The sequence below is a fragment of the Blautia liquoris genome, from assembly GCF_015159595.1.
GTDB classification, from domain to species: Bacteria; Bacillota; Clostridia; order Lachnospirales; family Lachnospiraceae; genus Novisyntrophococcus; species Novisyntrophococcus liquoris.
In genome coordinates, this window is the sequence record NZ_CP063304.1 from 2,361,158 (window position 1) to 2,375,992 (window position 14,835).

Here is a 14,835-nt window from a genome sequence, read left to right on the forward strand (position 1 = left end):
CAAATATATACAAATCATATCACAGACAAATGCATTTTACAATTAAGATTCAGGAGGTGCATATGCATGAAAATTAGCCGTATTGGCGGCGTAATTGCTGCCGCCAGTCAAAAAGCTGCAGAGCCTTTGCTTCAGATTGGAAGTATTTCGATCATCAAACGAATTGTCATTACGTTTCAGCAGGCTGGGATTTTTCCGATTGTAGTAGTGACAGGGACCGAGGAAGATGAAGTAAAATATCAGCTGTCGAGCTATGGCGTGATTTTTGTTCATAATCAAAACTGTGAACAGCCGGAACTGATTGATTCCGTCAAAATCGGCCTTAACTACCTATCGGGAAAATGTGACCGGATCGTATTTACTCCAGTCAATGTACCCATGTTCACCCCGGATACTCTAATTCACCTGATTACAGCCAGGGGAGACATCATAACCCCTTCCTATAAAAACAAATGTGGACACCCGATTGTTTTCTCTGAAATGGCAGCACCGCAGATTATCGCCTACTCAGGAACAGGCGGACTTAGAAATGCCATCTCTGATATGGCAGATCAGCGGACTTTCGTCTCTGTAGACGACCCGGGTATTCTCTTCAGTGTCCGTGACAGCAGCCAGTTGGAAAATTACCTTTCTGTACACAACCGCTCTCTGTTACATCCGACGGTGGATCTGAGTCTTCAAAAAGAGTCCATCTTTTTCAATACGAGAACAAAGCTTCTGCTATATCTGATTTATGATACGCACTCTGTCAGAAAGTCCTGTAACCTCATGGCTTTATCCTATGGAAAAGCCTGGGATATGTTGAATGACCTTGAGGAGGAAACTGGTTATCCGGTTGTAGCGCGTCGTCATGGAGGAAGCCGAGGCGGAAAAACCACTTTAACATCAAGGGGACTGCAGTTTCTGAAAAACTGGCAGCTTTTAGAAGATGACATCTTCCGTTTTTCGCAGAAAGAATTCACCAGCTTATTTCGGAAAACCGGTCTGTTCTGATAAGTCTCAAACAATAACCCGTACTACAAAAGCATGTACTTCCAAGGAAGAACTTGAATTACCCTTCCACCCTTTTTATAATAGCATTATAGACAAAAATACTGCTGTGAAAGGGGTGGTTTTATATGTATGACACAAAGCCTGTCTGTGGCCTGATCCTTGCTGCAGGGTTATCCCGCCGCATGGGCGATTTTAAACCCTTGATGCCATTTAAGGGAAAAACACTGATCGAATGTACCGTTGACAGCATGCTGCAGGCCGGCGTAAAACAAGTTGTGATTGTCTTAGGGTATCGAGGCAATGAAATACAGTCTGTTCTTTCTTTACATTATGGAAGTGAGATCATCTTTACATACAACCCAAATTACGCCACAACAGATATGCTGACTTCTATTAAGTACGGACTTAGGGTCATGCCCCCGTGTGAAGCATTTTTCCTGCTTCCCGGAGATATGCCGGTCGTTAAAAAAAGTACATTCTTAAAGTTATTAAAAGCACACCCTGCCAATCAGGCTTCAGTCATCTTTCCCACTTTAGAAGGATATCGGAAACACCCGCCTTTAATAGATTTCACTTTTCTGAATATTATATTGAATTATCAAGGAGATGGCGGGCTCAGACAGATATGGAGACTGTATGAAGATTTCGTGATCCACGTCCCTGTAGATGATGAAGGAGTATGGGTCGATTTGGATACCAAAAAAGACTATGAACTATGTATCAGGAAATTCTGCACTGCCCAAATGTAAAGGAGGTAAAAGAAAATGCAAAACATCAGTCAGCCCGTAGTTAAGAAAGACCATGAATCCAAGATAACAGGTAGGGCCATCTATGTAAGTGATTATCATGATGACAATATTTTAACAGGAAAATTTTTACGTTCAACACTTGCACATGCAAAACTTGTATCGGTTGATGTCCCACCGCTTCCGGATGGATATTGCTATGTTGACAAGACAGATGTCCCCGGAGACAATAACGTAAATATCGTAAAAGACGACACACCTGTCTTTGCCCGGGATACCGTGGAATATATCGGCGAGCCCATAGGAATGATTGTTGGACCAGAGGAATCCGAGGTCGACCACATATTGTCCAAGATCAAGGTTTCCTATGAAGAGCTGGAGCCAGTTCTCGATATCCGCAAAGCAGATACCGTATTCTTTGATTATGAATTCGGCAAAGGTGATATGGAAAAAGCTTTCGCAGAAGCCGACAAGATTTATGAAGAAGAATTTACAACCGGATATCAGGAGCAGGCCTATATGGAAGCACAGGGAATGATCGCCGAACCCGAAAAAGATGGGAAGATGCTTATCCATGGCTCTCTTCAATGTCCTTATTATATTCACGGTGCCATCATGCGTGCCCTCGCCTGCGGACCGGATCAGATACACATCAAACAGGATGCAACTGGCGGGGCCTTCGGCGGGAAAGAAGACTTTCCTTCAATTCTCGGATGTCAGGTAGCCGTCGCCGCAAAAAAAGCCAATGCCCCTGTGCGCTGCATCTTCGGACGCCGCGAAGACATGGAGTTCACCACAAAACGTCATCCATCTCTCTGTACATACAAAGTGGCGGTCAAGGACGGCCATGTGACAGCCATGGATATAGATGTAAAATTCAACGGTGGTGCTTACACAACCTTGTCTGCTGTAGTATTGCAACGTGGGATTATATGTGCTGACGGAATCTATAATATTGAAAATCTTCATGTCAGAGGAAAGGCATTAAAGACAAATACCGCACCGACGGGAGCATACCGTGGTTTCGGTGCTCCGCAGACATTCTTCGCCGTTGAAATGATGATGGACCATATTGCCATGGATCTTGGCATTGACAGTCTAAAATTCAAAGAACTACACATGGTGAAACAGGGAGATGCCACATCCACATCAGGAAAATACCATTTTCCGGTTCCGGTTCCCGCTATGCTCGACGAAGTAGATCGAGTCTGTGATTTACGAAGAAAACATGAAGAATATGCAAAGCCACAGACGGGACGTTACCGCAGAGGCATGGGCATCTCGATGCATTTTCATGGCGCCGGATTTACCGGATCCGGTGAACGAGATATCATCAAAGCTGTATGCAGGCTTCATAAATATCCGGATGGAAAAGTAGAGATTCTGGCTTCCAACGGGGAAATCGGTCAAGGACTGCTCACTACATTTCCAAAGATCGTGGCACACGAGCTAAATCTTCCTCTGGATCAGGTAACTTATACCTACCCGGATACAGCAAGGGTTCCGGATTCCGGTCCAACCGTTGCCTCCCGGTCACTCATGGTCGTCGGTGAACTGCTTCGAAGATGTGCGATCAAACTTCGTTCCCAATGGAAAGACGGAGAAGATCAGATCGTGGAAGAACACTTTAAAGAACCAGATTTTGTGATTCCGTTCTACCTTGATAAATTTCAGGGCGATGCCTATCCCACTTATGCATGGGGTGTAAATGCTGTCGAAGTCGAGGTTGATACCTATACGGGATTGACAAAAATTCTTGGGGCATATGGTAATTTCGATGTAGGAACACCGATCGACTACAACATCGTCATGGGACAGATGGAAGGCGGATTCCTACAAGGGATTGGGTTTGCCTCTATCGAGCAGATGGATTACGACAATAAGGGAAGAATTCGCAACAATTCCTTTACAGACTATTTAATACCTACTTCCGCTGATGTACCCAATATGAAATGTATGCTTCACGTAGAAGAATATCCTGACGGACCTTACGGCGCCAAAGGTGCAGGCGAGCTTCCTCTGGTCGGTGTTCCTGCTGCTTACGTTGAAGCTGTTGAGCAGGCTCTCGGACATGGTGTAAAACTCAGCCACGTTCCATTCACCGCAGAAGATACCTTGAAAGTAATTGCAAAGGAGGGACTATGATGGATGCAATTCAGTTTCAGTTAAATGGCACCAAAACTTCTTATTCCGGAGATGCAGCTAATCGTCTTCTGGATGTATTAAGGGATACCTACGAGATGACCAGTGTAAAATGCGGTTGTAAAGAGGGGGAATGTGGGGCCTGTTCTGTATTGATTGACGGAATGCTAATCAACTCCTGCTGCGTGGCTGTCGGATCGGTAGATGGCTGCAATATTGTCACATTGGAAGGATATCGGGAAACGAAGAGATTCGCCGCTCTGAACAAAGCGTTTGCTTCCACCGCAGCCGCACAGTGTGGTTTCTGCATCCCGGGAATGGTTCTTGCAGCAGAAGCTTTGCTGAGCAAAATTCCTCACCCTACGGAAGCCCAGATCCGCGATGGTTTGTCCGGCAATCTGTGCCGCTGTACCGGATATAATGCAATCGTAAACGCAGTCCACCTGGCCGCAAAAGGAGGAAATGGATTATGGTAAACGGATATAAACCAGCTTCCCTTAAGGAAGCCCTCGAAATAAGAAGCAGTAACGACGTTGTCCCTTATGCGGGAGGCACTGACCTCATGGTGGAAAACAGAAAGAATGTCTCCTACCTTTTTATAAACGGAATCGAAGAATTAAAACAAATCCGTAAAGAGGGCGACTATGTCTCCATCGGTTCCTGCGTTACTTTTACACAGGCGCTGGAATCTGACTTGATCAGTCCCCTTATGAAGGACGCTGTTCGCGAAATCGCCGCTCCGGCAATCCGAAACGCCGGGACTTTCGGTGGAAACATAGGAAATGGATCTGCGAAAGCCGATTCCGCACTGATATTCTTTGTCTGCGATGCAAAAGTAAGACTTGCTTCCCTCAGGGGAACACGCACCTTGGATATCGAAGATTTTTATCAGGGGCGAAAGAAACTGGATCTAAGATCCGATGAATTAATTGTGGATATTCTGGTTCCCGTGCATGGCATGGAGAACTGTTATTACAAAAAGGTAGGCGGAAGAAATGCACTGGCCATCTCCCGTGTTGCGTTTGCGGGAACAATCTCTATTGAAAATGGTCAGATTGAACATATCGCTGCCGCCTTTGGTGCCGTATCAGACACCGTTCTTCGATTTCATGATTTAGAAGACAGACTGATCAAAAAGACACTGGAGGAGGCCAGGGCAGGAAAAGAACAGCTTTTGGCTGACTACGCAAAACGGTTGGTTCTAACCAGAGGCCGTGTGTCGGCTGAATACCGCAAAACGGTATGTCTGAACCTGCTTAACGACTTCTTAGAAGAAAAGGGAATTTAAAGTAACACGTTATTTGAAAGGAGATTTTCACATGTACACATTACACATCAATGGGCGCGACTACGAAACACCGCATGACAAAAAATTGCTGCGCTTTTTACGCGACGATCTTCACCTGACTGCCACAAAAGACGGCTGCAGTCAGGGCGTCTGTGGAACCTGCACCGTTCTTATCGATGGAAAAAAGATAAAAGCCTGTATTCCAAAAATCAGCACCCTCGTAGGAAAAGACATTCTCACTGTAGAGGGTATTGATCCCGAAGAAATGAAAATTTATGAGCATTGTTTTGCCGAAGCCGGCGCTGTTCAGTGTGGATTCTGTATTCCTGGAATGATTATCTCAGCAAAAAGTCTCCTGGATACCAACCTGAATCCGACCAGAGAAGAAGTCAAGAGGGCAATCAAGGGTAATCTGTGCCGTTGTACCGGTTACAAGAAAATCGAAGATGCAATCCTGATGGCCGCTGCTTTCTTCAGAGATCATCTGGAAATTCCTGCACAACCCACTACTTTGCATATGAACGAACATTTTAAACGAATTGATGCTGCTGAAAAAGTAAATGGAACTGGAATTTATACGGATGATATCTATCTGGATGGCATGCTGTATGTAAAATGTCTCTACGCCGAACACCCAAGAGAACTCATCAATAAAATTGATGTATCGAACGCTTTAAAGCACCCGGATTGTGTGGAGATTCTCACCAAGGAAGATGTCCCCTGCAATAAGATCGGTCATATCAAACAGGACTGGGATGTCATGATGGGTGAAGGTGATATCACTCGTTATGTTGGAAATGTCCTCGCAGTTGTCGCCTCCTCTCGTCAGGAATCACTGGAAGAAATCGTCTCTCTCATTGATGTGGACTGCACAAAACTTCCCGCAATTACAAGCCCCTATGAAGCTTTAAAGGGAGACGCTCCGCTCATCCATGAAGACGGCAACGTCATGAGTCGTGCAACACTGGTACGCGGTAATGCAGATGAGGCAATTAAAAACTCCAAATACGTCGTGACAAGAAAGTATAAGACCCCCTGGCAGGAGCATGGTTTTATGGAACCTGAATGCTGCGTTGCTCTTCCCGAGAATGAGGACGGTCTTTTGATCTACACCACCTGCCAGTCCGTGTATGATGTTCAAAGAGAATGTTCGACGATGCTTAAGATAGCACCGGAAAAAGTGCATGTCCATTCCCCACTGGTCGGCGGTGGATTCGGCGGCAAGGAAGATATGTCCGTTCAGCAGTATGCAGCCTTGATGGCGTGGTACACAAAAAAACCAGTGAAGATCAAATACACCCGCCAGGAATCCTTGGACTATCATGTGAAACGTCATCCGATGGAAATGGAATTCACCACAGCCTGTGATGAAAATGGTCATCTGACTGCAATGAAAGGTGTGATCATCGCCGATACCGGAGCTTATGCTTCTCTCGGTGGTCCGGTTCTTCACCGTGCCTGTACACATGCCGCAGGACCATACAATTATCAGAACATCGATATCTTCGGCATGTCTGTGTATACAAATAACGTTGTTTCCGGGGCTTTCCGCGGATTCGGCGTAACCCAGAGCTGCTTTGCAACAGAGATGAACATCAATCTTCTCGCTGAGATGGTTGGTCTGGATGCCTGGGAATTCCGCCGTCGAAATGCGATAAAACCGGGAGATATTCTTCCAAATGGCCAGACTGCAGACCCGAATACCAACATGGAAGCATGTCTGGATGCTGTAAAAGACACCTATTATGCAAACCCCTACGCCGGAATCGCCTGTGGCTTTAAGAATGCAGGAACCGGAATGGGTAAAAAAGACATCGGTCGTGTTCTTTTATCCGTGGAGGATGGAAAAGTCCACATCCGCACTTCGGCCGCCTGCATGGGACAGGGAATCGGACAGATGGTTTTGACTGAAATTTGTCAGGCTACTGGCCTTAACCCATCACTCTTTTTCCACGAAGCGGCAGATACCGTGCGCACCCCGGATTCAGGAACCTCCACAGCATCCCGTCAGACCGTTGTCACCGGCGAGGCAGCAAAAAGAGCAGGTGAAAAACTAAAACTTGCCTTGGACAATGGAGCAGCCCTCTCTGATTTGGAAGGACAGGAGTTTTTCGGAGAATATTCTGTAAAAACAGATCCTCTCGGTGCCATCAAAGAGAACCCCGTCAGCCATGTTTCCTACTCTTACGGAGCTCAGGTCATCATCTTAAATGAAGAAGGCAAAATTGAAAAAGCAGTTGCTGCCTTCGATGTGGGTACCCCCGTTAACATCCAGTCCGTGGAGGGACAAATTGAAGGCGGTATGGTTATGGGAATTGGCTACGGCGTGACCGAGGAGTACAAGTGTGTCGACGGCTATCCGAAAAGCAAGTTCGGAACTATCGGATTTATGAAAGCAGATGAGGCACCAGAGCTGGATGTAATCCTCTGCCAGCCGAAAGAAGAGGATAAACTTCCATACTCTTACGGAGCAAAAGGCTGCGGAGAACTTTGCATGATTCCAACCGCACCAGCCTGCGCACATGCATACTACAGGCTGGATGATAAGTTCAGACAGAGTCTGCCGCTGAAAGATACTTATTATAACAAGAAGTAATAAAACTCAAGACTTAATATCTGATAACTCCATAAAAGGGTATAAGATATTAAGTCTTTTTCACTCTTACTGTATCAACAACTTTGCATAAAAAGAAGTCTGATTCAGATTATTAACGATTTCTGCCATAATCTTAAGTTTATCACTGACTTCCCGTCCTTCTTGAATCGTTTGAAAAACGGGTTCCATGCAGCCAGCCGCATCTACATAGGATATCTTACATGGAACCAATGTAGAAATCTGCTTAGCAGTTTCGTAACAGTTCTGTATGTATCTTCCAAGACTCTCTCCTGAAAGATTATGAGTATCTCCCTTTAAAAAGCAGCCTCGCAAGGAAATATATGGCAGTTTTCTGGCAAAAGCGGATAATTCAGAAATATCTGTCATCCGAAAACCTTTTAGCTTTTTATTGTCATAATCCTCCAAAACCACAGATATTCCGACGGATTCCAAATGTCCCTGTGGCAGAATGCCTGAAGCGGCCTCATTGATGATCCTCAACTCATCCATGTCAGAAGCGACGAATCTACATTTCCCAATAACATCTTTTACAGATGACAGACTTGAAAAAGATGTGCCATAGATATCATTCTTGTCCATTCCTGCCTGAAAAACCGCATTGATTCTGGCCTCATCTGATGATTCCAAGGCCCAACCCTGCTTTAACAAAAACTCAATAACCGAAAAATCGATTTCTGCCATATCTCCTCTGAACAGATACTGGAAACCTGGAAACAATTCCATGGCAGTCTTAATATGTATCATATTGTTGTTCATGTTATCCTATCCTCACTCAACTTGATGTGTAGATATCTTGCTTTTAACCATGTTATCATAAAAGAATTATTTTTAAAACCCTGAAAAATCCGGCCCGAATACCACGGGGGTAAACAGGCCGGATTTTTAATTTTTTGATTACATGATCTATCAAATTTGGCTTGCTGATTCAAAGGCTTTCCAAATAGCACCCATCAGATTAGATACATGATCGCAGTCTCCAAGTGTCTCGACGCGTCCATCATAATCCTCTAATCTTTCCGCAAGTGTATTCTCCGATGTATAGCCGATGCTGCTGATTACGGTGTCCGCCGGGAGCACCGACTGTTTGCCATCTTTTTCAATTGTGACGCCTTCTTCCGATATTTTCACTACTTTCGCATTGGTATGGATACCAATATGATACCGCTCGATTGCCATCCTGAGCATATTCTCATTTGCAGCGCAAAGATCGTCTTTCTTGGAAAGGATCTCAGGGAGAACCTCCACCACATTGACTTCTTTTCCGGTTACTACTTGATCATAAGCCATCTCAATTCCGGTCAGACCTCCGCCGATGATAACGACTTTGTCACCAATCGGTTTCTTTTTCAGAAGTGCATCAACCGCTGAGATTACATGGGAATCAGAACCTTCAATGCCCGATAATACTCTGGGCGCAGAGCCTGTTGCAACGTAAACAACGTCTGGTTTTTCACTCTTCACCTGTTCCGTTGTCACTTCATAATTCATGTGAACCGTAACACCAGTCTTTTCCATCTGTCTTTTGTACCATTCAATCAATTTTCTGTCGGCAACTTTGAAACTCATAGACGAAGCAGGGATAAACATTCCGCCTAATTTATCTGACTTTTCATACAAATCTACTTTGTGTCCTCTTATAGCTGCAACTCTGGCCGCTTCCATTCCGGCAATGCCACCGCCTATGACCATTACATGCTTTGGAGCATCCGTCGGTTTCAACTCATAAGCTCTCTCATTACAGCAGGCAGGATTCAGCGCACAGCTCATATCTTTCATATTGAATATTCTCTGCAGGCATCCCACGTGGCATGCGATACAGGGACGGATATCTTCCTCATCATCATTTTCTGCTTTTTTAGGCCAGTAAGGATCAGCCAGAAGACTTCTCGCCAGACCAATCGCATCAACCTTGCCTTCCCGGATCGCCTTCTCATCTGCCTCGGGATCTTCCATTCGTCCTGCACAGATCACAGGAATATTCACCTGTTTTTTGATAAATGCACAGTCGTCCAGATTACACTGTTCGGGCATATAAACTGGGGGATGTGCCCAGAACCAGGAGTCATAAGTTCCATTATCTGCATCCAAAGCCGCATACCCGTATTTTTCGAGCAGCCTTGCGACCTTTACAGATTCTTCTCTCGAACGACCGAATTCGTCATATTCCTCTCTGGGCAATGCCCCCTGATTAAAGCCCTTCATCTTCGATGTCACACTATAGCGCATCAAAACAGGGAAATCATCACCACATACAGCATGAATCCGCTCGACGATCTCTTTTGCAAATCTCAGACGGTTTTCCAGTTTGGATCCGCCATACTCATCATCTCTGGTATTCATGTTCGCCAATGCGAACTGATCCAGCAAATACCCTTCATGCATGGCATGAATTTCAACACCGTCGAATCCTGCATCCTGACACAGTTTTGCTCCTACCTCAAATCCGTGTAAATACATCTGGATATCTTCCTTTGTAAGTGCCCTGTGTTTAATCTCCGGTTTCCATACATTTGGAAGTCCGTCGCAGGGTGCGATCGGGTCTCCGGACATAAACCATACCGGCGCCGTACGACCAGAAGCAGCACTTAACTGACAGACAATCTTTGTTCCATATTTATGTACTGCATCCGTCAGTTTTTTTGAGTTTGTAATAAACTCATCTCCGGAATTTAGTACACAATTCCCGCCTTCCACTGTGTCATACTTATTCTGCACAGCCATACCGCCGGTCACAATCAGACCAACTCCCCCTTTGGCTCTCTCAACAAAGTAGTCGATGCCATCTTGTGTATAACTGTTATCATTGTTTACCATTCGCGGGGAATGTATTCCCATCGCAGCCATAACAGTCCGATTCTTGATTTCCATGTTCCCGATCTTCCAAGGCTGAAATATTGCTGTCAGATTTCCCATTTTTTTGCACCTCTTATATAGTTTTATTTGTACACGTGTATAAAATAACTATATACCATTGTTATTATTTTGTCAATAGGCTTCTGGTATGATTTGCATTATTTAATTATTGTGCTATAGTTATGGTATCTTATATGACAGGGGAATATACATGCCAAGCGACGGGACAAAAACAAAAGCAGCCATTATCAATACCGCAATCGAATTATTTAAAGAAAAGGGGTATCAGAACGTATCCATAAAGGATATCTGCGATGCCATGGATATACAAAGGGGAACCTTCTATTATCACTTCGCCAGCAAGGATGCAATCATCGACTCCTTCTACGACAATATTCTGATTCCCGGAAAATATCATACTAAGATTATCACGACAGATAACTGCTGGCTGAAACTATGGCTAATCTTTAAGCCCACCGTGGACTGGACCATAGAGATGGGTTCTGACATACTTTCATCCATTATCACGATTAATCTGCAGAACAGCCGAACTACATTCTTCCCTGAAACGGAGAACAATACAAAAGAAAACACTCTGCAGATCATAAAAAAAGGCCAGCAGGAAGGGCAGTTTCTCAATACCCGTTCCCCGCTGGACATTTATCATACCATTCGAAATCAGATCCTCGGCATCTGTCTGGTCTGGTGTACAAAAGACGGGGAATTCGACGAGGGGAAGGAGATCCATGATTCAATGATCTTTATACTACAGGTGAGGGAAGATCTGGTGAAAGAAGAAGAAAAATGGTTTTCGTAAAACAAAAGGGTGGGATTTCGATACCCCGTCCCTTTATCCGCACTCAGTATTCGTCTATTTATATTTTTCAAGCATTTTCTCAATTTGTTGTTTCATTTGTTTCAAATCAACCTGGAACACAATGGCTGCAATCGAAATCTGAATTACTGATTCTGAAATCTCTTTACGTTGTACATCTTTACCCGTGCTAGACAACATATATCCATTGCCGCCTTCTTTTATAAATGCCTTGATATGTCCCACAATACCATTGTGAATACCTACCCAGTGTGATAACTCTTCAATGTCTGTCGTCAGTTGCTGCTTTACTTCTTTTATAGAATTATTAGCTTCTATTTCTGCAGATACCACGGAAGCGCCCTCATGCATATAGGCTTCAACTCCAGTATGAATATGCCCCTGATTACAGGTATGCCCATTGCTAGGAATCGATTCATGGCTATGCTCCGTCATAGCCATGTCCATCTTGTTTTCCATCTTGTTGCTCCTTCACATGTTCTACTATTTTTTCGAATACACTCGCCGGAATTCCTTGTTTGGCTGATATCATAAATATCTCAACAGAAGCATGATAGGATACCACACTGCTTTTCACAGTCTCCAAAGTATCTTCCTCTATCAAATCAGTTTTATTAATCAAGACTGTCATACTATCTTCCAACTGACCGCTGACAAGTGTTTGCATAGCATTTACAAGTCTTTTCCATCTACTGGCATCTGCAATTGTTATGATATATGCTTCGAGTCCTAAATTGTCCGTCAATGCTTTTCTTATGCTGCCAGGATAAGCCACCCCTGTCGCCTCAATTACGACCCAGGAAGGATTCATCTTTTCCTGGATCTCTTTTACACTTTTAATCAGTTCGGATTTCAGAGTGCAGCAGACACAGCCGGAAAAAATATTACTTACCTTGAACCCAGCACTTTTTAAAACCTGATCATCGATTCCGACTTCGCCGATTTCATTTTCAACAATAGCAAACTTTGTATTTGCTTTGCTGTTTGCTTCGTGTTCCACCAAAAAATGTGCCATCTGCTGCAGTACACTGGTTTTTCCGGAACCTAGAAATCCTCCTAAAATTATAATCTTCAAATTATAAAACCTTTCCTGTTCCTGCTGCAAGTTCACGACTATATCTGCTTGCTTCTTCAAAAATAGGTGCCAATGCTTTACCTGTTTCTGCTGGATCTATAGAATCTACGAGAACAAACCCAAAGAAAATATAACCGGGATATTTCCCATAGATATCCATGCATCTGTGAACCTCTTTCATCCTCTCCTCGACAGTTGCATCGGCTTGTGCCGGTTTCCCGTTGCTGTCAAAACCGCCTATCAGAACAAATTTATCTCCATATTTAGAGAGAATTTTTTCAATATCATTTGTCGGCTGAACAGAGGTCCAGGCTACAGCTCCCGTATCAATAAAATCCTCAATTAAATGTTCACAGTATCCGCATGTATGCTGTACCGGAATCATACCAAGTTTTTTTACTTCTTCATATAGGCGTTTATGATGTGGCTTAATCAATTTACGATAGGTTTCCGGAGACATAAACGGTCCTCTTTCCGTTGCAATGTCATCATAATTTGTAAAAATATCCGGATTATAATATTGTTTTACCTTCTTGGCAAATTCTATCTTATAGTCAGTAATTGCCTCCATCAAATCGTAACAAGCTTCCGGTTCCTCCATCAGTGCAATCAATGCCTCTTCAAATCCCATAAAAGATGCCAGCCTTTCATAGACACCATTCCCACATCCGAAATCAATTGCCTGATTTTCAGGATCTGCATGAACCATTGCAAACTCCTGTTCTGCAATCCCTTTCCAGTCGACTTCCTCCAAATTTGGAAACTTTATAATCCTCTTCCAGTCTGTTATTGTGTCTGAGTCAAGTAAAAACTCATTTGGGGCCGGAATTGCTGCGCCTCCACCCGAGGAGGGTGTCACCCATCTCACTCCAAATCCATCATATCCGCCGCCTATCGGTCCTTTTTCAACCCATGGACCTGAAAGTGCTCCAAATCCTACGCATGCACAATCCACGGAGAATGTCGGAATCCATTCTGTTTTCTTATGTGTCAATGCGTTTAAATAATTTTCTCTTGGTGTTAAACTCATGATCATCTTCTCCTTATTTTTTTATATTTTACAATCCTAATTTCCTGCATTCTCTACGGAATTCTTCGCTTACGATCCCCATCGCCTTTTGCTGCTCTGGTGTTGAGAACATAATATCACCGATCATGGGAATCAGCATATAACTGCCATTGATGGCATATTCTCTTGCTGTTCTCCGGCCCTCTGCCCGCAATGTCTGTTCATCTGCGTTTGGAAGTCCGGCAGGACCTTGCGAGTCAAAACCTCCGTTGATTATAAGACGATCCCCATATTTTTTCTGGATTTCGACGATATTATTGGAAGCCTGTGCTGGGAAGAAAGATTGAACTCCAATTTCCACATAATCATCAATGACCGCTTCGCATTTCCCACACGTATGCTGCTCTGGAATCATTCCATTGTCAATAATCGCCTGAATGATCCTGGCCTGATTCGGTTTAATCAATTCACGATATGTATCCGGGCTCATAAACAGAGAATCCGCTTTTGCTATATCATCCGAGTATAAAAAAACATCCGGATGATAATACTTTGCAACAAGTTGAATAATTTGAATTTTATAATCCGCCATTCGTTCGAAGAATTTGGCGCATTCTTCCGGCTCAAGAAGTAACGCCATCAGCCCATTCTCGAACCCCATTAGCTGCGTCAGACGGTCAAACAGCCCCTGTTCACAAAAGTAAGTCAGGACTTTCGTACCATCATAATCTTTCAATTCAATCTCAGCCATACTTTTCCAATCCCATGTTTCAGGTTCTGGAAATGGAATACTGCGCCAATTCAAAATATCATCGAGTATATATTTCCCTGGTACTGGTACCGGGGAACCGTGACTTAAATCCCACTCCACTCCAAAGACATCTAGTGCCGTGTGATCCGTAACTTTTTCACCCCGGAGCCCACATTCATTGTTTGACCAAAAACCAGCAAGAAATACTGCTTCTACAAAGTTTGGTGTCCATTCTGGTTTTTCATGGCGATATACCCGTAATGCATTTTCGCGTTCCGTCATATTACTTCTCCTCTCAAAATTTTAATTATCAGGATAAAATGCACCATATATATTTATGAGATAACCTACTGCTTCATCCTATTATATAAAACAATTTCATCCAAAAAAAGGTGCAAAACATCTGATAACATATATATTTACTTTGACACAGGTGTGCATATAGCACTATAATTATGATGTAAGGGTCAACAGGTCTTTTGACCCCAACATCATAATTATCATAATATACTATAAAGGAAAAGGG

The 14,835-nt window shown here is 43.7% G+C and carries 13 protein-coding genes; 7 read left to right on the top strand and 6 right to left on the bottom strand.

The window, feature by feature from the left end:
- Positions 1 to 66: 66 nt before the first annotated feature.
- From INP51_RS10770 to xdh, 6 genes are all read left to right on the top strand, one after another.
- Positions 67 to 993 carry an NTP transferase domain-containing protein gene (locus INP51_RS10770; RefSeq protein WP_193734853.1) on the top strand — a complete coding sequence of 309 codons (927 nt, stop codon included), beginning with the start codon at positions 67 to 69 and terminating at the stop codon, positions 991 to 993.
- Between the two features lie 125 nt (positions 994 to 1,118).
- The gene (locus tag INP51_RS10775; RefSeq protein WP_193734854.1) at positions 1,119 to 1,742 is read left to right on the top strand and encodes a nucleotidyltransferase family protein; all 624 of its coding nucleotides are present in this window, start codon (positions 1,119 to 1,121) and stop codon (positions 1,740 to 1,742) included.
- 15 nt (positions 1,743 to 1,757) lie between these two features.
- Positions 1,758 to 3,884, top strand: a complete 2,127-nt coding sequence (locus INP51_RS10780) for a xanthine dehydrogenase family protein molybdopterin-binding subunit (protein ID WP_193734855.1) — start codon at positions 1,758 to 1,760, stop codon at positions 3,882 to 3,884.
- Positions 3,881 to 4,357: a (2Fe-2S)-binding protein gene (locus INP51_RS10785; RefSeq protein WP_193734856.1), complete on the top strand. Its 477-nt coding sequence runs from the start codon at positions 3,881 to 3,883 to the stop codon at positions 4,355 to 4,357. The genes INP51_RS10780 and INP51_RS10785 overlap by 4 nt, the downstream gene beginning before the upstream one ends.
- Complete coding sequence (locus INP51_RS10790; RefSeq protein ID WP_193734857.1) at positions 4,351 to 5,169, top strand: FAD binding domain-containing protein; 819 nt, start codon at positions 4,351 to 4,353, stop codon at positions 5,167 to 5,169. Before INP51_RS10785 ends, INP51_RS10790 begins: the two co-directional genes overlap by 7 nt.
- A gap of 31 nt (positions 5,170 to 5,200) precedes the next feature.
- Entirely contained in the window at positions 5,201 to 7,765 is a 2,565-nt protein-coding gene (xdh, locus tag INP51_RS10795; RefSeq protein ID WP_193734858.1) for a selenium-dependent xanthine dehydrogenase, read from the top strand.
- Positions 7,766 to 7,831: 66 nt separating this feature from the next.
- On the opposite strand, the gene INP51_RS10800 is transcribed toward xdh, so the two are convergent.
- On the bottom strand, positions 7,832 to 8,542 hold the full coding sequence (locus tag INP51_RS10800; protein WP_193734859.1) for a hypothetical protein: 711 nt from the start codon (positions 8,540 to 8,542) through the stop codon (positions 7,832 to 7,834).
- Positions 8,543 to 8,692: 150 nt separating this feature from the next.
- Complete coding sequence (locus INP51_RS10805; RefSeq protein WP_193734860.1) at positions 8,693 to 10,699, bottom strand: oxidoreductase; 2,007 nt, start codon at positions 10,697 to 10,699, stop codon at positions 8,693 to 8,695.
- A 151-nt stretch (positions 10,700 to 10,850) separates the two neighbouring features.
- On the opposite strand from INP51_RS10805, the gene INP51_RS10810 reads away from it, so the two are divergent.
- A complete protein-coding gene (locus INP51_RS10810) occupies positions 10,851 to 11,456 on the top strand; it encodes a TetR/AcrR family transcriptional regulator (protein ID WP_193734861.1) in 606 nt (201 codons plus the stop codon).
- Positions 11,457 to 11,510: 54 nt separating this feature from the next.
- Here INP51_RS10810 and INP51_RS10815 read toward each other — a convergent pair whose 3' ends face one another.
- From INP51_RS10815 to INP51_RS10830, 4 genes are read right to left on the bottom strand one after another with little or no spacing between them, the layout of a single operon-like run.
- Positions 11,511 to 11,933, bottom strand: a complete 423-nt coding sequence (locus INP51_RS10815) for a hypothetical protein (RefSeq protein ID WP_193734862.1) — start codon at positions 11,931 to 11,933, stop codon at positions 11,511 to 11,513.
- Positions 11,896 to 12,549, bottom strand: coding sequence for a GTP-binding protein (locus INP51_RS10820; RefSeq protein ID WP_193734863.1), 654 nt, complete (start codon positions 12,547 to 12,549; stop codon positions 11,896 to 11,898). Before INP51_RS10820 ends, INP51_RS10815 begins: the two co-directional genes overlap by 38 nt.
- Position 12,550: 1 nt before the next feature.
- Complete coding sequence (locus INP51_RS10825) at positions 12,551 to 13,579, bottom strand: uroporphyrinogen decarboxylase family protein (protein WP_193734864.1); 1,029 nt, start codon at positions 13,577 to 13,579, stop codon at positions 12,551 to 12,553.
- A 28-nt stretch (positions 13,580 to 13,607) separates the two neighbouring features.
- On the bottom strand, positions 13,608 to 14,591 hold the full coding sequence (locus INP51_RS10830; protein WP_193734865.1) for a uroporphyrinogen decarboxylase family protein: 984 nt from the start codon (positions 14,589 to 14,591) through the stop codon (positions 13,608 to 13,610).
- Positions 14,592 to 14,835: the final 244 nt, after the last annotated feature.